23 protein-coding genes are annotated in these 21,990 nt (G+C 61.8%); 14 read left to right on the top strand and 9 right to left on the bottom strand.

Translation table 11 applies throughout. The features are described 5' to 3' along the window. The first annotated feature begins 102 nt into the window (after window positions 1-102). Together ASD00_RS36470 and ASD00_RS36465 are read left to right on the top strand one after the other, a co-directional pair. The gene (locus tag ASD00_RS36470) at window positions 103-651 is read left to right on the top strand and encodes an HdeD family acid-resistance protein (protein WP_025426234.1); all 549 of its coding nucleotides are present in this window, start codon (window positions 103-105) and stop codon (window positions 649-651) included. A gap of 467 nt (window positions 652-1,118) precedes the next feature. After that, complete coding sequence (locus ASD00_RS36465) at window positions 1,119-2,915, top strand: GGDEF domain-containing protein (RefSeq protein ID WP_025426235.1); 1,797 nt, start codon at window positions 1,119-1,121, stop codon at window positions 2,913-2,915. A 52-nt stretch (window positions 2,916-2,967) separates the two neighbouring features. Here the strand turns inward: ASD00_RS36465 and betI are convergent, their stop codons facing one another. Then, window positions 2,968-3,558 carry a transcriptional regulator BetI gene (betI, locus tag ASD00_RS36460; protein ID WP_025426236.1) on the bottom strand — a complete coding sequence of 197 codons (591 nt, stop codon included), beginning with the start codon at window positions 3,556-3,558 and terminating at the stop codon, window positions 2,968-2,970. A gap of 104 nt (window positions 3,559-3,662) precedes the next feature. Here betI and ASD00_RS36455 point away from each other — a divergent pair, with 104 nt between their 5' ends. The 3 genes from ASD00_RS36455 to ASD00_RS36445 are packed head-to-tail and all read left to right on the top strand — an operon-like array spanning window position 3,663 to window position 6,498. Further along, entirely contained in the window at window positions 3,663-4,598 is a 936-nt protein-coding gene (locus tag ASD00_RS36455) for a choline ABC transporter substrate-binding protein (RefSeq protein ID WP_025426237.1), read from the top strand. Further along, window positions 4,598-5,455 carry an alpha/beta hydrolase gene (locus ASD00_RS36450; RefSeq protein WP_025426238.1) on the top strand — a complete coding sequence of 286 codons (858 nt, stop codon included), beginning with the start codon at window positions 4,598-4,600 and terminating at the stop codon, window positions 5,453-5,455. The genes ASD00_RS36455 and ASD00_RS36450 overlap by 1 nt, the downstream gene beginning before the upstream one ends. Window positions 5,456-5,487: 32 nt before the next feature. Next, on the top strand, window positions 5,488-6,498 hold the full coding sequence (locus ASD00_RS36445; protein ID WP_025426239.1) for an NAD(P)H-quinone oxidoreductase: 1,011 nt from the start codon (window positions 5,488-5,490) through the stop codon (window positions 6,496-6,498). Window positions 6,499-6,867: 369 nt separating this feature from the next. Here the strand turns inward: ASD00_RS36445 and ASD00_RS36440 are convergent, their stop codons facing one another. Then, window positions 6,868-7,605, bottom strand: a complete 738-nt coding sequence (locus tag ASD00_RS36440; RefSeq protein WP_025426240.1) for a DUF3750 domain-containing protein — start codon at window positions 7,603-7,605, stop codon at window positions 6,868-6,870. A gap of 72 nt (window positions 7,606-7,677) precedes the next feature. On the opposite strand from ASD00_RS36440, the gene ASD00_RS36435 reads away from it, so the two are divergent. Further along, complete coding sequence (locus ASD00_RS36435; protein WP_025426241.1) at window positions 7,678-8,685, top strand: asparaginase; 1,008 nt, start codon at window positions 7,678-7,680, stop codon at window positions 8,683-8,685. Between the two features lie 80 nt (window positions 8,686-8,765). Here ASD00_RS36435 and ASD00_RS36430 read toward each other — a convergent pair whose 3' ends face one another. Beyond that, entirely contained in the window at window positions 8,766-9,518 is a 753-nt protein-coding gene (locus tag ASD00_RS36430) for a DeoR/GlpR family DNA-binding transcription regulator (RefSeq protein WP_025426242.1), read from the bottom strand. Between the two features lie 92 nt (window positions 9,519-9,610). Between ASD00_RS36430 and ASD00_RS36425 the strand changes: the two genes are divergently transcribed. Beyond that, window positions 9,611-9,982: a hypothetical protein gene (locus ASD00_RS36425; protein ID WP_025426243.1), complete on the top strand. Its 372-nt coding sequence runs from the start codon at window positions 9,611-9,613 to the stop codon at window positions 9,980-9,982. Between the two features lie 109 nt (window positions 9,983-10,091). On the opposite strand, the gene ASD00_RS36420 is transcribed toward ASD00_RS36425, so the two are convergent. Next, window positions 10,092-10,823 carry a DUF4198 domain-containing protein gene (locus tag ASD00_RS36420; RefSeq protein WP_025426244.1) on the bottom strand — a complete coding sequence of 244 codons (732 nt, stop codon included), beginning with the start codon at window positions 10,821-10,823 and terminating at the stop codon, window positions 10,092-10,094. A 138-nt stretch (window positions 10,824-10,961) separates the two neighbouring features. Here ASD00_RS36420 and ASD00_RS36415 point away from each other — a divergent pair, with 138 nt between their 5' ends. Next, complete coding sequence (locus ASD00_RS36415) at window positions 10,962-11,582, top strand: glutathione S-transferase family protein (RefSeq protein ID WP_025426245.1); 621 nt, start codon at window positions 10,962-10,964, stop codon at window positions 11,580-11,582. Window positions 11,583-11,591: 9 nt separating this feature from the next. Here the strand turns inward: ASD00_RS36415 and ASD00_RS36410 are convergent, their stop codons facing one another. Both ASD00_RS36410 and ASD00_RS36405 read right to left on the bottom strand, forming a co-directional pair. After that, on the bottom strand, window positions 11,592-12,008 hold the full coding sequence (locus ASD00_RS36410; RefSeq protein ID WP_057211496.1) for a hypothetical protein: 417 nt from the start codon (window positions 12,006-12,008) through the stop codon (window positions 11,592-11,594). A gap of 125 nt (window positions 12,009-12,133) precedes the next feature. Next, window positions 12,134-13,051, bottom strand: a complete 918-nt coding sequence (locus ASD00_RS36405; RefSeq protein ID WP_025426247.1) for a bestrophin family protein — start codon at window positions 13,049-13,051, stop codon at window positions 12,134-12,136. 249 nt (window positions 13,052-13,300) lie between these two features. Between ASD00_RS36405 and ASD00_RS36400 the strand changes: the two genes are divergently transcribed. Then, entirely contained in the window at window positions 13,301-13,879 is a 579-nt protein-coding gene (locus tag ASD00_RS36400; RefSeq protein ID WP_025426248.1) for a dihydrofolate reductase family protein, read from the top strand. A 112-nt stretch (window positions 13,880-13,991) separates the two neighbouring features. On the opposite strand, the gene ASD00_RS36395 is transcribed toward ASD00_RS36400, so the two are convergent. Both ASD00_RS36395 and ASD00_RS39610 read right to left on the bottom strand, forming a co-directional pair. Continuing rightward, entirely contained in the window at window positions 13,992-14,378 is a 387-nt protein-coding gene (locus tag ASD00_RS36395; protein WP_051509197.1) for an MmcQ/YjbR family DNA-binding protein, read from the bottom strand. Next, window positions 14,375-14,578, bottom strand: coding sequence for a hypothetical protein (locus tag ASD00_RS39610; protein WP_057212448.1), 204 nt, complete (start codon window positions 14,576-14,578; stop codon window positions 14,375-14,377). The genes ASD00_RS36395 and ASD00_RS39610 overlap by 4 nt, the downstream gene beginning before the upstream one ends. Before the next feature lie 90 nt (window positions 14,579-14,668). Here ASD00_RS39610 and ASD00_RS36390 point away from each other — a divergent pair, with 90 nt between their 5' ends. Next, window positions 14,669-15,610 carry a LysR substrate-binding domain-containing protein gene (locus ASD00_RS36390; protein ID WP_057211494.1) on the top strand — a complete coding sequence of 314 codons (942 nt, stop codon included), beginning with the start codon at window positions 14,669-14,671 and terminating at the stop codon, window positions 15,608-15,610. Between the two features lie 36 nt (window positions 15,611-15,646). On the opposite strand, the gene ASD00_RS36385 is transcribed toward ASD00_RS36390, so the two are convergent. Next, complete coding sequence (locus ASD00_RS36385) at window positions 15,647-16,306, bottom strand: glutathione S-transferase family protein (protein WP_025426251.1); 660 nt, start codon at window positions 16,304-16,306, stop codon at window positions 15,647-15,649. A gap of 220 nt (window positions 16,307-16,526) precedes the next feature. Between ASD00_RS36385 and ASD00_RS36380 the strand changes: the two genes are divergently transcribed. The 4 genes from ASD00_RS36380 (at window position 16,527) to ASD00_RS36365 (ending at window position 21,887) form a co-directional block, all read left to right on the top strand. Then, complete coding sequence (locus ASD00_RS36380) at window positions 16,527-16,880, top strand: hypothetical protein (RefSeq protein WP_128090418.1); 354 nt, start codon at window positions 16,527-16,529, stop codon at window positions 16,878-16,880. Window positions 16,881-17,038: 158 nt separating this feature from the next. Beyond that, entirely contained in the window at window positions 17,039-18,415 is a 1,377-nt protein-coding gene (locus ASD00_RS36375) for a PepSY domain-containing protein (protein ID WP_025426253.1), read from the top strand. Between the two features lie 169 nt (window positions 18,416-18,584). Further along, complete coding sequence (locus tag ASD00_RS36370) at window positions 18,585-20,918, top strand: EAL domain-containing protein (RefSeq protein WP_057211492.1); 2,334 nt, start codon at window positions 18,585-18,587, stop codon at window positions 20,916-20,918. Window positions 20,919-21,098: 180 nt separating this feature from the next. Next, entirely contained in the window at window positions 21,099-21,887 is a 789-nt protein-coding gene (locus ASD00_RS36365; protein WP_025426255.1) for a L,D-transpeptidase family protein, read from the top strand. Window positions 21,888-21,990: the final 103 nt, after the last annotated feature.

Here is a 21,990-nt window from a genome sequence, read left to right as displayed (position 1 = left end):
ATCAATCAATAAAAATTTGCGATGTTTTCTCTTTCTTTTTTCGGAGAAATCCGGCTCAATCCGATGGTAGAGTTCTGGATATCAGAAGGACTGGAGGTTGAAATGACCCATGCATTCGATCCGGCTGGCAAGGCGGCGGTTGCCGGCAAATGGGGATGGTTCGTCGCGCTCGGCGTGCTGTTGATCATGTGTGGCGGCCTTGCCTTCGGCAATCTGCTGATGGCGACGGTGGCCTCGGTCTATTATGTCGGGCTGATCATGCTCGTCGGCGGCCTGTTCAATCTCGCCCATGCCTTTCAGGTCAAGGGTTGGAACAGCGTGCTCTATTGGGTGCTGAGCGGCGCCTGCTACGCCATTGCCGGGCTCTTTGCCTTCATCAACCCGGTGCTGGCCTCCTCCGTCCTCACTTTCCTGATGGCCATCGCACTCGTCGTCGCCGGTTGCTTCCGGATCTGGGTCAGCTTCAAGCTGCGGCCGATCCAGGGCTGGGGATGGGTCGCGCTCGGCGGTCTGGTCACGCTCGCCGCCGGTCTGATCATTGCCGCCGGCTGGCCGGTCAACAGCCTCTGGATCCTCGGCCTGTTCCTGGCGGTCGATCTGGTGATGCAGGGTCTGTCGCTGATCGCCTTCGGGGTGTTGGCAAAAGGCTAGCGCACGGCTCGCTCGCCTTTGCCGTGTTCGGGTGGGATTGTAAGCAGAGCGTGCCTGTTGGCTGGCGTATTGGGAAGGCGACCGTGCGGGCCGCCCGTGTAACGACGCTCATCCCAGCGCTGATCGCCATCTCGGGTGTAGCGCTACAGGTGCCCCTGTCCGGCATGGCACTGATCCTGCTTGCAGTGTGACTGCTCTGGACCACGATGTTTGCGCTTGCCGCGATCTTTCTCGGTCGTGGCATGCACTCGTTATCGCATCACCTGAACCTGTTGCGACCAATTTTCCGCAGTTCGGGAAAATTCGATGAAACTACTGATTTTATTAGAAAGTTCGATAATGATCAGCGTGGGCGGAGCTGTCATATAGCTTTCATCAAAGCTTCATATTGGGGAAAGACTTCGTTGACTGTTGGTCGCCATCCTGCGGCCGTCCGATCGTCCGTTCTCAATCTTCTGGAGCCCGGCATGTCCGCCGCCCCCGCCGAAATTCTCTCGCTTCGCCGGTTCGGCGACGACCAGATCGTAACGCTTGCAAAGCTTGTGATCGAAAGCGCATTCCAGCCGATCGTCGAAGCGGCAACCGGTGCCGTGTTCGGCTACGAGTCACTGATGCGCGGCTTTCAAAAGCTGGGCTTTGCCTCGCCCTTGGAATTGCTCGACAAGGCGGAAGAGGCCGGCCAGTTGCTGGCGCTCGAGCATATGGTCAACAGTCGTGCCGTCGCAGGCTTCGCGACATTGCCGGAATTTTCCACCCGCACGCTGTTCCTGAATTTCGATTCCCGCCTGGTCGGCGGCGAAAACGCGATCGTCGAGCGCCTCGTCAATCACCTGAAGCGCGCCAACATCGCGCCGTCGTCCTTATGCTTCGAGCTGTCCGAACGTTTCGACAGCGGCAAGATGCCGGATTTCTCGGCGCTCGTGCGCGAACTGCGGCTGGCCGGATTCAAGCTGGCCATCGATGATTTCGGCGCCGGCTTCAATGGCCTCAAGCTGCTCTGCGATCAGCCCGTCGATTACGTGAAGATCGACCGGCATTTCATTTCCGGCATCGACGCCGATGCGCGCAAGCGCCACCTGGTGCGCCACACCGTCAACACCGCCCATGTGCTCGGCACCCGGGTCATCGCCGAAGGCGTCGAGACCGAGGCGGAGTTCCAGACCTGTCGCGATCTCGGCTGCGACCTCGTACAGGGCTATTTCATCGCCCGGCCGACGACGCACCTGAGCGAATTGCAGCCTGCCTATCCGCATTTGGCCTTGAATGGCGGCGGTCACCGCTCGTCGGCGACGCTCGACAGCATTCTGATCCGCAAGCAGATCGAACAGCTGCCGGCGGTGCGCGAAAGCGACGAACTCGAATCCGTGTTCGATCTGTTCCGGCTTAATCCCCGTCAGGCGTTCTTTCCGGTGCTCAACGCCAACGGCGAACCGCGCGGCATCCTGCACGAATATCACGTCAAGGAGATGATCTATCATCCCTTCGGCCGCGACCTGCTGAAGAACCGGCTCTACCAGCGCCGCATCTCGCATTTCGCAAGCCCGGCGCCGATCGCCGATCTCGATACGCCGGCCGACGAGATGCTGAAGATTTTCGCCGGCATGGACGGCAGCGATTGTGTGATCCTGACCGAGAATATGCGCTATGCAGGCATCCTGTCGGCATCGTCGCTGTTGAAGATCATCAACGAGAAGCAGTTGAAGACGGCGCAGGAGCAGAACCCCCTGACCGGATTGCCCGGCAATCGCGCCATCCGCGATTACGTTCAGGACGCGATCCTCGACGGCGATCAGCCGCGCTATTTCTGCTATTGCGACTTTGACGATTTCAAGCCGTTCAACGATACCTACGGTTTTCAGAAGGGCGATCTGGCGATTTCGCTTTTCGCCGCCCTGCTGCGGCGGCATTTCATTGGCGAAGAAAAGTTCCTCGGCCATGTCGGCGGCGACGATTTCTTCGTCGGCATCAGCGGTTGCACCGTCGATGAGCTGCAGGTCGTTCTTCACCGTCTACTCGACGATTTCGCCTCCGATGTCCGCCAGCTCTATCTACCGGAGCATCAGGCAGAGGGGCGTATCAGCGGTCATGGCCGCGATGGCACGGCCAAGGATTTTCCGCTGATGCGCTGTTCGATCGCCGTTCTCGGATTGCCGGAAGGTTTTGTGTTTTCGGACGGCCAAGCCGTCAGCGCCCGCATCGCCGAGATCAAGTCTCGTGCCAAGGCCAGCGCCAGCGGCCTCGTTCTGGAGGCGCTCGGCGTCTAACGCGTGGATGGGCAAACACGTTGCAGTCGGCAATGAGTGCCGCTGCGTCCATTTACGCCTGGGTTTTTGGCAGGCGATGGACCAGGTAGTCGCGCATCTGCGCAAGTGCCATGTCGCGTGTCAGCCCCCCTTCAGACTGCAGCCCGAGCCGCAGCCACAGCCCGTCGATCAACGATGTAATGGCAAGCGCCACATCTTCGCACTCGTTCGCAGGCAGGATGTGCGTCAGCGCCGACAGCAAGTTCGACCGCATCCTTGCGTGAATGATCTTCTGAATCCGCGCCAATTGCGGTTCGCGCGGCACTTCGGCGCAAAGCGATAGCCAGGCGTGGCAGACGGAAGGCTGGAAGAAGCGTTCCTCGAAATTGGCCTCAATGATCGCATCCATCCGCTCGAGCGGGGTACGTGCGCGATGCAGCCTCTCGACCACCGCTTCTTTCAAGGAAGCGTTCGCCTCGCGCATGGCATGCTCGAACAGTTCCTGCTTGCTGGCAAAATAATGCAGCACGATGCCCTTCGAGGCGCCGGCATGCGTCGCCACCTTTTCCAGGGTCGCCCCGGCCATTCCCTCTTTCTGCAGGACCTCAAAGGCCGCCCGCCGCAGCTCGCGGCGCCTGATCTCACTGATTTTCGTCAATCGCATGCGGTTTCTCCCAAGCGATTCTCACATTGACAATCTTTCCAGGAAGATCAATTGCTGACCCGTGGGTCAATTTGAAGTCCCGACGGACAATTGTGAGGATCGCGATGCTGCATTTGAAGAGCCTGATATTTGCCGCTGCTCTGTTGACGGCCACAAGTTCCGGCTTTGCCGGTGATCCGCAGGCATGCAAAAGCGTGCGGTTGGCGGAGCCCGGCTGGAATGACTTGGCCTTTACGACCGGCGTCGGGCTGAGCCTGCTGAAGGCGCTTGGATATGAGCCGGAAAGCAAGCTTCTCGGCATCGACGTCATCTATACGAGCCTGCGCAGCAAGGATCTCGACGTCTTTCTCGGCTACTGGGATCCGGCTATGGTCGCCTACTACAAGCCTTACCGGGAGGACGGTTCGGTCGAGACCGTGCGAACCAATCTTGAGGGGGCAAAATACACCTTTGCCGTTCCCGACTACGTCTGGGAAGCGGGCGTCAAGGATTTCTCGGATTTGAAACCCTTCTCCGACAAGTTCGAAAAGAAGATGTACGGCATCGAACCTGGCTCCAATCAACTGATGCTCGATGCCATCAAGGATCCAGATCTTGGTCTGGCAGACTGGGAAGTGGTCGAGTCGAGCGAGCAGGGCATGTTGTCCGAGGTGACGCGTCGGGTTCGTGACAAGGCCTTCATCGTATTCCAGGGCTGGGCGCCACATCCGATGAACACTGTATTTTCGATGAAGTACCTGACGGGTGGCGACAAGTTCTACGGTCCGAATTTTGGCGCGGCGACGGTGTCGACGCAGGTACGCAAGGGATACCTTCAGGAGTGCCCGAATGTCGCCCGCCTGTTGAACAATCTGGTTTTCGACGTCGATTTCGAGAACCGCGGCATGGGCTACCTGATGAATGACGGCCTGTCGCCCGATGAGGCAGGGGCTAAGTCGATCAAGGAAGAACCGCAGCGTCTGGAACCATGGCTCGCTGGCGTAACGACCTATGACGGGCAGCCGGGGCTGGCCGCGGTCAAAGCCGCGCTCGGTCTTTGATGGTGATCGATCAGCAGTCGTGGGCGGCCGCCAAGCGGCGAATAGAACTGCCCGGCGGCCAGCAGTTCACCTATGTCGATCACGGGCAGGGGCCGGTTCTCCTTCTCTTGCACGGCTACTCCGATACCAGCCGCAGTTTTTCCCTGATCGCGCCATCCTTAGGCGGATATCGCCTGATCATTCCAGATCTCGGCGGACACGGCGGTTCGATGCCCAGGGAAGGGATGTCGATTGCCGAACTCGCCCACGATGTCGATTGTCTGGCCGATCGCCTGGCCATTCACCAGTTTGTGCTTGTTGGTCATTCCATGGGAGCGATGATTGCTGTCGATATTGCCGCGCGCCGCCGGGAGGCGGTGCGTGCATTGATCCTGCTCTCGGGAAGCCTCAAGCCGGACTTTGGTCCGGGGACGGAGGTCGCCCGGGCGATACGCGGGCTCAAAGACCCGCTTGGTCCCGACGACGCCTTCTTCGACCGCTGGCATGCCTGCAGTCGGTCGGTCGACACGGCGTTCCTAAGGCATCTGCGCCGCGAAGCCGCAGCGATGCCGATGACGACTTGGCGAACGCTCCTTGATGCGCTCGCGGTGACGGATCTCAAATCGCGCGCGACTCATGTCAGAGCGCCGGTGCTGTGCATCGCCGGAGCACAGGATCCTCTTTTTGACATCGGGCATCGGCAGGTTCTTGCCGAGACCTTCGCCTCCGTGCGCTCCATCACGCTCGACGGCCATGGCCACAACCCGCATTGGGAGAGTCCTGCCGATGTCGCAGCGCTGATCCTCTCGTTTCTCGGCGATGAGGTCGGCCAACCCGGATCGACATCGGGCCTTTCCGCGACGCATGGGCGGCGCTAGGTATGACGCTTGAGAGTCCTTGAGGTAGAGCCATGTCCCTTCCAGTTGAAATGACCTTCGTTGATCTTCCGTCCCCGGGCGGCGCGGAAAATATGGTGCTGTCGAAGGGACCATTGCCGACGCTCAAGCCGGGCGACATTCTGGTGCGCGTCGAAGCGGCAGGCATCAACCGGCCTGATGTGCTCCAGCGCAAGGGCGACTATCCGCCGCCGCCCGGGGCGAGCCCCATTCTCGGGCTGGAGGTTGCCGGTGAAGTGGTGGCTCTCGGCGAGGGCGCGCAGGGTTTTTCGATCGGCGACAAGGTCTGCGCCCTGGCGAACGGCGGTGGTTACGCCGAGTATGCGGCCGTGCCGGCGACGCAGGCGCTTTCCTGGCCGAAAGGGTATGACGCGGTGAAAGCGGCAGCCTTGCCGGAAACTTTCTTCACTGTCTGGGCCAATGTCTTCGGCATGGCCGAGCTGAAAGCGGGGGAAACCATCCTCGTCCACGGCGGATCGAGCGGTATCGGCACGACGGCAATCCAGCTGGCAAAAGCATTGGGCGCCGAGGTCTTCGCCACCGCCGGCAATACTGAGAAGTGCCGGGCCTGCGAGGCGCTCGGCGCGAAACGGGCGATCAACTATCGCGACGAAGATTTCAAGTCGGTCGTGCTGGAGGAAACCGGCGGTCGCGGCGTAGACGTCATCCTCGACATGGTCGGCGGCCGCTATTTCGACCGCAATATTGGTACGCTTGCCAAGGATGGCCGGCTCTCGATCATCGCCTTTCTCGGCGGCGCCAAGGTCGAGGCCGCCAACATCGCCCCGATCCTGTCAAAGCGGCTGCATGTCATGGGTTCGGCGCTCCGCCCGCGAACGGCGGCAGAGAAACAGGCGATCCGCGACGGCCTGCTGGCAACCGCCTGGCCATTGCTCGAAGCGGGCAGCGTCGCACCGGTCATCCACGCGGTGCTGCCATTCGAACAGGTGGCGGACGGACACCGGATGATGGAAGAGGGCGACCACATCGGCAAGATCGTCATGACCATGCGAACCTCGTCATGACCGCGCGAAGTTCGTCGTGACCATGCGAAACGCATCATAACCTAGCTTGAGTTACGACCTTCGTCGGCCTTGCAATCCCGGGAAATTCACCTACCTTGAAATTATCGCTAACGAACAGAAAGGAAGGTGATCCAATGTCTAATGAGATTTCGGTCGTCGTGACAGGCATGGGAGAGGTGAACACGTCGAGGCGAACTTCGGCCTGATTCCCGCCTTCCTTCGGGTCCTAAGCCCGGGCCAGCCACTTGGCCAAAACTCATGGAAGGGTCGCCTCGCGCGGCCCTTTTCCATTTCTAGCCCGCCATGCAATTTCCCATCCCGATCTTCAGATGCATTCTGCGCCGGCGTGCGCGTGCGCCTGCGATGTCGTCAAATACCGAAACGCCCGACCGCCGGGATCTTGATGCCCGGTTTGGCAATGTCGAAACCGGCGACGAGGCCGAAGAAATGCAGCTCCAGGCCGCTGCGCACCCCCGCCGAAATGCCTGCGAGGCCATAGAGCGTCGCATGCAGGTCGCGGCTATCGGCGTCGATCTGGAACAGTTTCCCCTCCGGCAGGTAGTCGCGCCCGACAGCATCTGGCGGCAACACCGCATTGAGTTCGGGGACCGAGCGCAGCACATGGGCAACGAAGGTGTTTGAGTTCGGCCCCGGCCAGATCCGGTAGCCGCCGGCCGATGAATAGGGGTAGGCAGCGATTGCCGCTTCGATCTTCGGGATCAGCCTGCTCGCCTCGACGCCGCTGGCGGTCGCAACCAATCGCGGCTCGTTCGAATACCAACGGGCGTCCGCCTGATAGGCGTTCCTGCGGATCGGCTTGCCCCAGCCGACCTTGTCGTAGCGATTATAGGCCTGGGCGCCCTGTTGCTTGGTGACGATCCAGGCGTGGCTGGCGACCGCTCCCTTCATGCCGCCCGTCGTGGCGGAGAAGATATAGACCGCCGCATCCGGGCTTTGCGCCGGCTTCGGCAGGATGCCCGCCGAAGACCAATCGGCATGGCGCCAACTCTGCGGTCGCTCCTTCATATACCACCATCCGGCCGACGCTAGAGCCGGCAGAAGGTAGATGACCAGAAAGACGGCGACGAGCCTGCGGATGAATTTCATGAAAGCGCCGGTTTCCTGTTGTCCGATTCCTGCTAAATGCATGCACTAATCTAGGAAATTTGAGGGCAAGACATGTCGAATCCCGTTCTCGTCGAAGTCACGCGCGGCAATCTGGTCGAAAGCCGTCACCGCGGCCTGGTCATCGCTGTCGATAGCGAAGGCCGTACGGTCTTTTCGCTGGGCGATACCGAGAGCGGCGTGTTCCCGCGATCGGCCTGCAAGGCAATGCAGGCGCTGCCGTTGATGGAAAGCGGCGCTGCTGACGCTTACGGCTTCGGCAACAAGGAACTGGCGCTCGCCTGCTCCTCGCATTCGGGCGAGCCGGAGCATGTCGCGCTTGCCACGAAGATGCTGGCTGCTGCCGGCCGCGACGTGTCGGCGCTCGAATGCGGCGCCCACTGGTCGTCTGACCAGAAGACGCTGATCGGCCAGGCGCGCTCGATGGAGGCGCCGAGCGCGCTTCACAACAATTGCTCCGGCAAGCATTCCGGCTTCATCTGCGCCTGCTGCCATTCAGGCACTGAAGTGAAGGGCTATGTCGGCTATGATCACCCGCTGCAGCAGGAAATCCGTGGCGCCATGGAAAACCTCACCGGCGCGATCCTCGGCCGCGACAATTGCGGCGTTGACGGCTGCTCGATCCCGACCTATGCGGTGCCGCTGAAGGGGCTGGCGCACGGTTTTGCCAAAATGGCGACTGGCGTCGGTCTCGCGCCCGAACGCGCGCGCGCATCGAAGCGGCTGATCGAAGCCTGCATGGCCGAGCCTTTCTACGTCGCCGGCACGAAGCGCGGCTGCACGCGGCTGATGGAAACGGCACCGGGCCGGATCTTCGCGAAAACCGGCGCCGAAGGTGTGTTCTGCGCGGCGATCCCGGAAAAGGGCATCGCCATCGCCGTCAAATGCGGGGATGGTGCCACCCGTGCTGCCGAGGCGATGGTCACCGCTACGCTTGCTCGCTTCTTTCGGGGCGAGCCTGACGTGCACGCGGCACTGATGGCGCAGGCCAACCACACCATGAAGAACTGGAACGGCATCCCGGTCGGTGACGTCAGGGTGACGGACGCCTTCGCCGCCTGATGTCGATCGGAATGACGCGCGCGCAGGAATCCCGGCCGCGCGTTGTTGCACACGCCCCGTAGCGACCAGTACTCCGCGTCTCACGCCGACAGAAGCGCCATGCCCTTGTCGCGATAGGGGCCGAGAGCATCATCGTTCATATCTTCCGGCACGATCAGGCCGGCAATGTCTTCGGCGTTGGCGACGTGGTGCGGCGAAGCGGCATCGAACTTTTCGGCTGTCGCGATGACGAAGGTGTCGGCGGCTTGGCCAAGAATGGCGCGCTTGACGGCGGCCTCCTCGTAATCGCCGGTCGAAAACCCATGAACCGGATGGATCGCGGTGACGCCCAGGAAAAAGATGTCGACACGGATAGCGGTAATGGCCGCCAGGGCGGCCGCACCCGTTGCCACCATGGAGTGCTTGTAAAGCCTGCCGCCGATAAGGATCACATCCGCCTCATGTCTCTCCAGCTCCGCCGCAATGGTCGGGCTGTGCGTGATGATCGTCAGCCGCATCTCGCGCGGAAGCGCTCTGGCGATTTCGGCGTTGCTTGTGCCGCCATCGAGAAAGATCGTTTGCCTCGGTGCGACGAGCCCGGCTGCCTTGCGTCCGAGCCGGCGTTTGACGTTGCCAGCAATTTCCTGGCGTGTGGCAAAGTCCGGTAGGGCAGGTGTCAGCGGCAGCGCACCGCCATGCACCCGCTTCAGCAGCCCTTCGGCCGCCATTTCCCGGAGGTCACGGCGGATCGTATCTTCGGAAAGTTGCAATTCATCCGCCAGGCGCTTGGCGACGATCTCGCCATCGCGGCTTAGCCGCGCCGAGATCAACGCTCGTCTCTGTGTGGTCAGCATCATTTCGCTCCTTGACTCTTCACGATATTACACGAAATATCATGAATATTCCAGAGTTATCTGGGTGTATCGTGCAAAGTAAGGAAAAAATCATGTTGATCTTGATTGCGGGTCCCTATCGCTCGGGTACGGGCGACGATCCGGCCAAGATGGCGGAAAATTTGAAGCGTCTGGAGGAACCGTCCTATGCCCTCTTCAGGGCGGGCCATGTGCCTGTTATCGGGGAGTGGGTGGCGCTGCCGGTCTGGCATGCCGCCGGCGGCGCCAGCATCGGTGACGACCTCTACGAGGAGATCTTTCATCCCGTCGCCGGGCGCCTGCTGGCGCTTTGCGATGCCGTGCTGCGTCTGCCGGGCGACAGCAAGGGGGCGGACAATGATGTCCGCATTGCCCGGGAGCGCGGCATTCCGGTCTATTACAACCTCGAAGATGTGCCCGGCTGCAGCGAAGCGCAGGTCGCCTGAGCGACAGCAGCCCCGGCGGGTATAGCTCGCCGGGGCTGCGGATTGGTGCCGGGCATGCCGCGACGCGTGCCTTGTCGCACTTGCGCCGGCTACCCGGAAAGGCGTGGACTTATTCGTGCACGTGCGGCTCGGCGACGAAGGTCAGCGTTGCCGTCAGCCCCTTCTTGTCGGCGGCGGTATCCGCTTCGAGCGGAATTGCGTGGCTGACGGCGAGAATGTTGACGCCGGCATTGCGCAACGTCACTTCGGTTTCGCCCTTCGCGTCCGTTTTTTCGGAGACGAGCTCCGGAAGTCCGGCGTAGTCGACGGTGATTTCCTTGCCTTCGAGCGGCTTTCCATCAAGCAGCAGGCGGACGCGAAATTTTTCGCCGGGCTTCAGCCCGATCGGATTGTCGAGCGGCACGATCTGCAGTGGCTGGGCCGGGAAGGCCGGCATGTCGCCATGCACATGCACAAGCGCGATACTGTATTTCACCGAGTGGCTCGCCTGTTTGGCGCCTGGTACCTCGCTCTTCGGCTTGTTCACCCATTTGCCGTCAGCACCCTGGCTCCAGTAGCCGTTGTCGAATTCGAGCGCGAGCAGGGCCGGTTCGCCGTCGAGCTTCAGCAGGGCATGGGTGCCGGCCGGCTCGATGGTGACCGGCAATGCCGTGCCATCCTCGCCGAGGGCAGAAACGGATTTCACCTTGGCCGGATCATAGGCTTCGTCGGCGGGGCCGTGGCCGTAGATCACCGCAAGGTCGCCCCAGCGCTCGCCGATCCAGGCGCCATGCGCAAATGCCGGCGTGGCTGCGGTGGCCAGCAGACCGGCGGCAAGCAGGGAGGAAATCAAGGTCTTCATGAGTGACTCCGAAAATATGTTATAACGTTACGTTCACGTTGTATTGAAGTCATGTTCGGCTTGTCAACCGAGGAGACTTCATTTCTTCTGCGGCCCGAAGGCGGCGCCAGGGTCGCCTTGATTAGCAAGGAGAGTAACGTGCTGAAATTGTTCTACACCCCGGGAACCTGCTCGCTGGCCTCGCACATCGCGCTGGAAGAGACTGGCATCGATTACACGGCCGCGCCGGTCGATTTTTCCAAGGCGGAACAGACCAAGCCCGACTATCTCGCGATCAACCCGAAGGGGCGTGTCCCCGCGCTCGTCACCGATCGCGGCACAATTACCGAGACCCCGGCGATCCTCACCTACATTGCCCAAAGCGCTCCGCAAGCGAAGCTGGCACCGCTCGACGATGCCTTCGAGTTTGCACGGATCCAATCCTTCCTGAGCTATCTCTGCTCGACCGTGCATGTCGCCCATGCCCACGGCCGGCGTGGCTCGCGCTGGGCCGACGACCCGGCGGCGCATGAGGCGATGAGGGCCAAGGTTGCTTCGAATATGACGGATTGTTTCGAGCTGATCGAAACCAGGATGCTCGCCGGTCCCTTCGTCACCGGCGACACCTACTCGATCGCCGACCCCTACCTGTTCACGATCGCTGGCTGGCTCGAGCCGGATGGCGTCGACCCGACACGCTTCCCGAAGATTTTGGACCACCGCAACCGCATGACGCAGCGGCCGGCAGTCGCCCGGGTTCTCGCGGTTCTGAAGGGTTAAGGATCGGGGCTAACGGCCAGCGAGTCTCTCGGGCAGGTCGAGCGGGGGTTCGTCTGCCCAGGCGACGAATTCCCCGTAGCTGATCTGATCGTCGATAATGGCGCGGACGAACAGGCGGCAATAGGCTGCCGGAATCTCTGCCAGCCGCACGTCAAAATGGGACCCCAGCTTCGCCAGGTCGACATTGGCGATCCGGCCTTCGGCAATTCGCTTTTCCATCCCAAGCCTGCACCCGGTCACTGCACGGGAAAAGGCGTGGCGTTCTTCGCGAAGAGCACGTTTCCTCTGCTGCCATTCCTCGACCGTAAGGTTGTCAGCGCTGGAGGCACGGCCGAATTCGGCCACCCTGAAGTTCATCACAAGCATGAGAACAACGACAAGGCCGAGGCTTACGATGAGTCCGTTCAATGCCTTGCTGAGCCGCATTCGAAACCTTCGCTTTCAGGACACCCTGCATAGCAAATAGAAAACAAAGCTGGAAGCTGCAATGAGTTATCATGGCTATCCTGGCGTGTGTTGCCACAAGCCTGCGGTCCTTGGAAATCTGTCGGCTACATCAACATGTAATCCTTCGGTTGCGGCAATTCGGGCAGGTCGGTTTCTCCAAGCGCCTCGCGCAGATTGATCTCGATCGTATCGGCAAGCGCCACGATCGGCAGGTCGTTCGGCAGCGTGCCGAACGGCTCCTCCAGTTCATCGCCAAGCGCGTCGAGACCGAAGAAGGTGTAGGCGACGAGTGCCGTTACGAACGGCGTCGCCCACCCGAGCGCATCGGCAAATCCGAAGGGCAGGAGGAAGCAGAAGAGATAGGCGGTGCGGTGCAGAAGCAACGTGTAGCCGAAGGGAACCGGCGTGTTGCGGATGCGCTCGCAGGCGGCAAGCACGGCCGACATGCGTCCGACCGTGCCGTCCAGCATCATGTACTGAATGTCGCTGATCCTCTCAGTGGCACGCAGGCTGGCAAGCAGGCCGCCGATCTCGCGCAGCAGCAGGTCCGGGGCATTGCGGCTTGCCTTGTAGGTAGGCAGGAGATCCGCTGGCAGCCTCCGCAACGCCTTGTCGGGCTTGCTGCCCGGCCGCAGGTGGCAGACCAGCGTCTGCGCAAAGATGATCACCAGATTGAGCAAACGTGCCCGCGCGCCGTCCGCGTCACCTGCTTCGAGGATCAGTGTCTGGCGGGCAAAGTCACGCGAGACGAAAATCAGCTGCCCCCAATCCTTGCGGGCCTCCCACCAGCGGTCGTAGCAGGCATTGTTGCGAAAGCCGAGAAACACCGAAAGGGCGATGCCCAAAAGCGCGAACGGTCCGCTGTTGACGCTCGGCACCATCGTCGGGAAGGCCTGGTGCGACCAGACGACGCCGGCTGACAGGGCAAAGACGAACAGCACCTGCGGGAAGATCCGCTGGATGACCGAGCCGCGCAGAATGAAGAAGAGCTTGGGGAGGCTGGGGCGGTCGCGAACGATCATCGACGGGTACCTGTGCGGCAAGGATTTAGCATCGGTACAGGCGGGACACGAAAATTGGAAGAGCGCGCGATGTTGTCAGCGCCCGCATCCGTGCCTTGCCATGACCAGCAATGTAAATTGGCGATCTTCCCGCTGCCGTCCTTTTCGCCGCCTGCACCGCGGCACCAGTCTCCAACGATATTTCAGGCACCTTGTCGGCACGCGGGCGTCCCGCTCGTCCTTGATGAGAGCATCGAAGAGGAGACGAAAATGCGCAAGGTTGTTGCCGGCATGCAAATGTCCATCGATGGCAAGATCGATGGTCCCGATGGCTATGCCGATTGGGTCGAGTCCTGGTCGGATACCTTTGATCTCTTGCCCGAAATCGATGCCTGCGTGCTCGGAAGCGGCATGTATTCGGGCTACGAACAATATTGGAGCGCGATCAAGGCCGACCCGCACAGCCCGCTCGAATTGAGCGGAAACCTGCCGACACCAGAGGAAATCGAATACGCCGACTTCGCCCTGAACACGCCGCATTATGTGCTGTCCAACACGCTCGACGGCGTGCGCTGGGCGAACACGACGGTGCTGCGCGACGCAGCGGATGTTGACGCTTTGCGGCAACGGTCGGGCAAGACCATCTATGTGGTCGGTGGCGCGCAGACGGTTTCCGGCCTGCTCGACAGGGGCGTGATCGATGAGTTGCGCCTGACGATCCATCCGCTGGTGGTGGGGGAGGGCAAGGCGCTGTTTGCAACGATCGCGCAACGGCATCGCCTGCAGCTCAACGAGGCGAAGTCGCGCCCGGACGGCACTGTCAGCCTCGTTTATGCCGTCGGCGATTGAGCGATCCGGCTGGCTTGGGTTCAAAGGCAGGGAGCTAACGGCGTGGCATAGCAGGTATTTGTCGGGTAACGGCCCGGTGATCCGCCAGGCCCACGCGACGAGGAATGTCGAGTTAGGCCGGAAAGTCGGCTGACAGTTTCCGCGGCGCCTTCTCGCGCCAGGCGGCGATCAGCCTCTGTGTCAGGCTCGCGTCGTCGATCGCTCCAAGACGCACCAGCATCGCCGGCCATCCCTTGTAGTGATCGGTTTCGAAGAAGAGTGACGGATCGAGTTCCAGCAGCATTTCTTTTTCTTCGAGCGCGCACATGACCACCAGGGTGTCGGCGTCCTTCATGCGCGCAAAGCTCTTGCCTTTTACCAAGAGAGCGGGCGTGCCATAGGAGGTGCCGAGCGACACCTCCGGCAGGCCAGAGGCTTCGGCCAGCGTCACGACGCGGGCAAAAGGACCGTCGAGGTCTTCGCTCGGGCGGCCATTATGCGCGGCCGGAGGGTGGCTCATCGCCTGGCCGCCGAGGCGCAATCGCAATTGCCGGTCCGCGGCCAGGGCCAGCCCGGGAAGGGCAGGTCGCCGAGTTCGCGCCCGTCCATTCGTTCGAGATCGGGATGTTGCAATGGGTCGCGTGCCCAGGAGAGCGAGGCGTCCTGTCGGGTGTCGGTAAGAGATCGGGTCGGTTTCAACAGGGAGAAAATCTTCAGCATGGCGGGCCATCCTTTCGATGCTTCAGAGCATCTGCCTGTTTGACCACGATTTCAATTGAGATTGCCAAAGGGTAGGTTTAGAAAAACTATATGAAAGAATTGAATGCTATTCACCTGAACGGCTTGCGTGCGGTCGAGGCGGCCGGTCGCCTTGGCTCGCTGGCAGCAGCAGCCGAGGAATTGGGGGTGACCCCCGGCGCGGTCAGCCAGCAGATCGCCAAATCCGAGGCGCAGCTCGGCCGCATCCTGTTCGAGCGCACATCGCGTGGGCTGGTGGCCACGGATTTCGGCCGGCTGTTCCTGGCGCGGCTGAGCAATGCTTTCGGCGAGTTGGCTGAGGCGGTTGCCTCGGCGCGGCGGCGGGACGAATCGGTGCTGACAATCTCGGTCGCGCCGGTCTTTGCCGCGCGCTGGCTGGTCTACCGGCTCAATCGTTTCGCCGAGCGCCATCCTGATATCAGGCTGCGCATCGACGCGACGACCAGGCTCGTTAATCTCGATACATCGGATGTCGATGTCGGAATTCGTGTTGGTGAGGGTCGCTGGCCGGGGGTCAAATCGGAGCTGTTGCTGGAGCAGGAGGTTTTCCCGGTCTGCTCGCCGGCGATGGCTGAAAACCTGCGCGAGCCTGCAGATATTCTAAAGATGCCGGCGGTTATCGACGGCCATTCGATGTTTACCTGGGAGGTCTGGCTGCGCGAGGTCGGGCTTTCCGGTGCCGAATTGGGCGTGCGCCATACCTTCAACGAGGCATCGCTCGTGCTCGATGCCGCGATTGCCGGCCAAGGCGCGATGCTCGCCTGGCAGACGCTTGCCGGTTTCGCCGTGACCGAGGGCAGTCTCGTCGTTCCCTACGGTATCCGCGCGCGTACCGGCTACGGCCACTACTTCGTCAGCTCGCCCTCAAGGCGGGAGAGCAAGGCCACCACGGCGTTCAAACGTTGGGTGCGCGACGAGGTCGAAGAGGGCATGCGACTGCTCGACCTCAAGGCGCCACGCACCCGTTTCAAGCCACCGTCTGCGAGTGACTAATGTCGCTTCGCCGGCGTGGCGTTCGATGGCAGAAGCCTATTCGGCTTCCTTTGACCGAACCTCCATCATCGCCTTGAAAGCCGGACGAGACTGGCAGCGCGCCAGCCACGCCTTGACCTTGGGATGCCCGTCGAACAGTTCCGTCTGGCTCATGGCGTAGCGGAACACTTCCGCGAGGTTGAGGTCGGCGACGGTGAAGCGGTCGCCGACGATATGGTCCCGGCCATCGAGATGGCTTTCGAGATAGGCAAAGGCCTTGCCCAATGCGGTGACAGCCGCGCTGACCTTGGCTTTGCCCTCATCGGTGTTCTCGGTGCCGGCATCGTAGGTGAGAATGATGCGAACGGCGTGCGGCTCGACTTCGGTGGCCGCCCACATCGTCCAATTGCCGATCAGTCCTTCTTCCCGGACGTCGATGGGCGCAAGCGGCCCGCCATATTTGCGGGCGAGGTAGAGATTGTTGGCAAGCGATTCCGTCAGCACAAGGCCATCGTCGTCGATCGCCGGGATCAAGCCCATCGGATTGACGGCGAGAAACTCCGCCGACTTGGTGTTAACAGGCGCATCGTCCGCCAGCGGATCGGCCAGCCTATAGGCCTGCTTAACAGGTACGGATTTGAAGGGAATGCCGAGTTCTCCCGCCATCCAGTAATTGCGCGATGCGCGCGAGCGATAGACGCCATAGATCGTCAGCATGTCCGGTCTCCTCCTGTCATTTGCATACCCTTGTCATAGGCAATCGCGGACCGCGCAAGAAGCGGCGGGCGTTGATATCTCGCATGAAATCTTTTGCTGAACGTCGGTGCGGCGGTAAGGCCGCTTGTCTTTCAGACCTTCGCACACTAGCAATCCCAGCATCGATATGGGGGCTTGATTGGCGCGACCGCGGCGAGAGTGGATGAGGATGGACGCGGCAGTGCGCATTTTCTGCGCGCTGGTGTTCATCGTTTCCGCCCTGGTGCAACTGCCAGCGGGCGCCGCCATGCGGGCTGCACCGGATATGGCAGCCTATGTTCTGCCCGACGGCTCGCTTCCCGACCTCTGCCTGGCCGGCCATGACGATCCGGATGGCAAGGGCGGCACGAAAGCGCATGCATGCCAGTCCTGCTGTCTCGCCGCGCCGGTGCTTCTGCCCACGCCTCAGGCGTTTCACGCCAAGACCGCGCCTACGTTCCTGGCGCTCTCTTCGCCAGCAGCCAAGCTTTTGCTCGCTCGTCCGGTGCTGCTGGCTGGCTCCGGGCCTCGCGCGCCCCCACCGTTTTCCGCCTGATCTGCCTCTGAAGGGTTGAGTGCCAGCACGCGCACTGTCGACGAGGGGTTCTCGGTCGACGCGTTCGCTCCAGCGGCTGGCGCAACCACCACATCCAGACTTCAAGCAAGGGTAAGCCGCCAGCTGGTCATCGCTGGGCTTTTCCCGGGGGGACACCCATGACGACTGCATCTCTTTCCGGCGCCGCGCGACTGCCCGATGTCGCCGAGCGCGGCATTTCGCTCTACCGCGCGATCTGGCGCTGGCACTTCTTCGCCGGCCTTCTGGTCATTCCATTCATGATCAGCCTTGCCGTGACCGGCGGGCTCTATCTCTTCAACGACGAGATCGACGACACGTTCTTTGCCTATCGCAATATCGTTGCGGTGGGGGAGACGCCGCTGCCGCCCTCGGCGATCGTCGCCAACGCCGTCGAGGCGGTGCCGGGCAGCACGGCAGTTGCCTATCGCACGCCGGCCGGTGCCGATCGGTCGGCACGCGTGACGGTGGGCGTAGGCGCAGGGCGCCTGATGGTCTATGTCGATCCCTATACTGCCGGCATACTCGACATGGTCGCCCCGAGCGACGAGTTCAACCAGGTGGTCGAAGACCTGCACAGCCTCGACTTTTTCGGCAAACGTGTCGAAACGATCATCGAGATTGTCGCGGGTTTTGCGCTGCTGCTCGTCGTCACCGGCATTTATCTCTGGTGGCCACGGCAGCAGACCGGCGGTGTGATCACCGTCCGCGGCACACCGGGGCGACGGGTGTTCTGGCGCGACATGCATGCGGTCACGGGCATCGCCTCGGCGCTGCTCATCGTCTTTCTCGCCTTTTCCGGTCTGCTCTGGTCCGGTTACTGGGGCTCGACCGTCAACGGCAAGCTGACGGCGGCTGGTCTGGGCTACCCGGCCGAGCTCTGGGACGATGTCCCGACCTCGACGAAGGTGTCGACCGACGTGCTCTCCAAGGCCGGCTGGCTGGTGGAGAACGCGCCGGTCCCGATGTCGGCGGCCGGCGGCGGCTCAGTCCCGTCCATCGGGCTCGACAGGGCCGTCGCGATTGCCGACAAGGCCGGCATGCTGCCTGGCTATGAACTGGCCATTCCCGCCGACGAGACCGGTGTCTACACCGCGGCGATTTTTCCCGCCGATCTCGCCCGCGAACGCACGATGCACATCGATCAATATTCCGGCGAGCCGCTGGTCGACATCGCCTTTGGCCAGTACCCGCCACTCGGCAAGGCGATCGAATGGAGCATCAACGTTCACAAGGGCCAGGAATGGGGGCTGTTCAACCAGCTGCTGATGCTTGCGACCTGCCTGGCGATCATATTCGTGTCGGTTTCGGCGGTTGTGATGTGGTGGAAACGGCGCCCGGCCGGGCGCATCGGCGTGCCGCCGATGCCGCCGCGGCGTAGTATCTATGCCGGATTGTGGTTGCTGGCGCTACTGTTCGGGCTGGCCTTTCCGCTGACCGGCATTGCGATCATCGTAATGATCGTTGCGGACCAGGCACTGATGCTGGTTCCGCCATTGCGCAGGGTTCTGTCCTGATTTGGCATGGGGCGGCTCGCGCCGCCCCATCTTTCCGGCTATATTGAGCACCGAAATGCAACCTCTGCACGATTTTCCTTGTCTTATTTAGGGACGGCTAACCTTTGGCCGCCTATCGTTGGTTGGGGAAGTCAGACCGATCTCGACATTGTGCTTCCGGAGGCCTTGCTTGGCGAAGAACACGTCCCGCAATCCGCGTTATGCGGCCCTCAATGTGGGCGGCAACGAGGATACGCGCTGCCTGATCGATGCGAGCAATCGTCTGGCCGATGAGATGAGCCGGATATTTCCTTCCGACCCTGACATTGCCGACCGGCATTACTGGTTGGAAACGATCATCAACCACGTGCCCGACTATATCTATGCCAAGGATACCGAGGGCCGGTTCCTCATCGCCAACCAGGTCACTATCGAAGACAACGGACTGGAATCGCTTCGCGACATCATCGGCAAGACCGATTTCGACCTGCATCCGCCACATCTGGCCGAGATCATCGCCACTGTCGAGCGCCGGGTGATCGAGACGGGAGAGCCGATCTTCGGCATCGAAGAGCGTGCGATGGTGACCAAGGGTCGCGATCGCTGGCTGATGACGTCCAAGGTGCCGTTGCGCAACAAGCGCGGCAAGATCGTCGGCATCGTCGGCGTGTCACGCGATATCTCCGACCGTAAGGCGGCAGAACGTTTGCTGGAGGGCCAGGCGCATCTTCTGGAGATGATCGCCAACGGCCGGCCGCTCGAAGAATTTTTCCGCGAACTGATCCTGCTGATCGAGGCGCTGGTGCCGCGGATCCGCGGCTCGATCCTGCTGCTATCGGCCGATGGCCGTCACCTGCTGCATGGTGCCGCGCCGAGCCTGGACGAAACCTATTGTGGCCTGATCCATGGTCTCGAGATCGGCCCGAAAGCGGGCTCCTGCGGCACGGCCGCCTGGCGCGGCGAGCAGGTGATCGTTGCGGATATTCATAGCGACCCGCTCTGGGAGGATTGCAAGGAGGTCGTCACGCCCTACGGCTTCCATGCCTGCTGGTCGACACCGATCCATTCTCGCGATCGGAAGGTGCTCGGCACCTTTGCCCTCTATTCGGAAACCGTGTGCGTTCCCGACGAACCCCAGAAGGAGCTGATCGCCATGGCAGCCCATCTGGCGGGCATCGCGATCGAGCGCAAGCAGGCCGAAGACCGCATCAGCTTCATGGCTCACCACGATGCGTTGACCGGTTTGCCGAACCGGGCGCTGTTCGAAGAGCAGGTCGCCGAAGCCCTGGAAGCGTTGCGCGGAACGAGGCAATGGGCGGTCCTCGCCTTCCTCGATCTCGACAACTTCAAGCTCGTCAACGACACGCTGGGTCATGCGGCGGGTGACGAGTTGCTCAAGGTGACCGCCACGCGCATGCGCGCATCGGTGCGCAAATCCGATATGGTCGTGCGCGTCGGTGGCGATGAATTCATCCTTCTTCTGAACGGCCTGCCCTGCGAGCGCGATGTCGTGCTCGCACGCCTTGAGGATATTCGGGCGGCTATTGCTGCGCCCATGCAGATCAACGGCCGCAGCCTGCAGATATCCTGCAGCATGGGCGTTGCCTGTTTCCCCAACCAGGGCAAGACGGTCGGCGAGCTGCTCGCCAATGCCGACATGGCGATGTACCGCGCCAAGGAGCTCGGCCGCAACAATCTGCAGGTTTTCACCGAGGAGATGGCCGACAAGGCCCACGAAAAGCTGTTGAAGCAGGCGGAGTTGCGCCAGGCGATCGCGGGGCAAGAATTCCTGCTGCATTTCCAGCCGCAAGTGAATATCGAGAGCGGCCGGGTCTTTGCCGCCGAAGCGCTGCTTCGCTGGCGGCATCCCGAGCGTGGCATGATTTCGCCGGGCGATTTCATTCCGCTGGCCGAAGAGACCGGACTGATCGTGCCGATCGGCGATTGGGTGCTGCGCGCCGCCTGCCGTCAGTGCAAGGCGTGGCACGAGGCCGGGCTGCCGTTGCTGATCGTCAGCGTCAACGTTTCCGCACGCCAGTTCCGCGAGCGAAACTGGGCGGCGCATGTCGCCGCCGTTCTCGCCGAGACCGGGCTGGAGCCGCGGTTTCTCGAGCTGGAATTGACCGAGAGCCTGATCATGCAGGACGTGCCGGGCGCATTGGCGGCCATGCACGAACTGAAGGCGATCGGCGTGCATCTGGCGATCGACGATTTCGGCACGGGATATTCGAGCCTTAGCGCATTGAAGCGGTTTCCCGTCCGTCGCCTGAAGATCGACCGATCCTTCGTCGAGGATATCCCTGGTGATGTCGACGACAGGGCCATCACCGCGGCGATCATATCGCTCGCACAAAATCTCGGGCTGCGGGTGATCGCCGAAGGGGTCGAAACCCAGGCGCAGGTGGAGTTCCTGCGCCATAGCGGTTGCGACGAGATCCAGGGCTATTTTTTCAGCCGCCCGCTTGCATCAGCGGATTTTGAGGCGCTGTTGCGCCAGCCCGGCTTGAACGCCGACGGCATTTGAGCCACGCCGGCGTAACGCCGAAAAAGCTGTCGGAAACGTGATCCGACGTTTACCGACACAAGCCTCGTTCCAGCCGTAGATGCCAGCATTCTTAAATTGGGCGGGTCTGCGCGAATCGTTTCATTAATCAATTTCGTGCAGCACTCCAGTTCGTCGCGCACTCAAGCCTTTCAGAGTTCGATGTCCTCTTCAGTTATTTTCTCCCGTCGCCAGTTTCTCCGCACGTCCGGTATTGCGCTCGCCTCCGCGGGCCTTGCGAGCTGCACGTCTTCGATGAACACCGATCGCTTCCGCCAGGAAACTGCGCCGATCTTTCGCAATCCTGCTCTTGAAGGGCGTTGGGTCGATCCGCGTGCCGAGGTCATTCTGGAAGGCCCTGCCTATGGAGGTCCGTTGCCGACGGGCCTGCCGCCGCAGAGCGCCTATTTCGGCGATATCTATGCCGCTGTCGACGATGGCGGCAATCAGATCCCGGCCGTGCCTTATCGCCAGATCGATGCACGCTTCTATCGCCAGGAGGTCAGCGATCCCTTCGGCGAGCGTCCGGGCACGATCGTCGTCGATACCGGTGACAGGTTCCTCTATCTGATCCAGCCGGGTGGCAGCGCATTGCGCTACGGAGTTGGTCTCGGTCGCGAGGGCTTTGCCTGGTCGGGCCGCGGCGTCATCCAGTGGAAGAAGAAGTGGCCACGCTGGACGCCGCCCGATTCGATGATCGCGCGCCAGCCGAAGCTGGCAAAGTATTCCGCCAGCAATGGCGGCATGGCACCTGGTATCGACAACCCGCTGGGCGCCCGCGCGCTCTACATCTTCCAGAACGGGCAGGACACGCTCTACCGCGTGCATGGCTCGCCCGAATGGCAGTCGATCGGCAAGGCCGTTTCGTCGGGTTGCGTGCGCATGCTCAATCAGGATGTCATAGATCTCTATGACCGCGTGCGAGGCAAGGCGCCGATCCTCGTCGTCTGAGCTGCGCTTACAGCGCCGCAGGTTGGATCAGTCCGGGCGTTCGACCTGCGCGCCCGGTTTCTGTGCTGCGCAAGATCGGCGCGACAGCCACGATCCCGGCACG

The organism is Ensifer sp. Root31 (genome assembly GCF_001424825.1).
Lineage (GTDB): Bacteria > Pseudomonadota > Alphaproteobacteria > Rhizobiales > Rhizobiaceae > Ensifer > Ensifer canadensis.
Note: the sequence above shows the minus strand (reverse complement) of the source record. Positions and strands in the feature narration are given on the sequence as shown.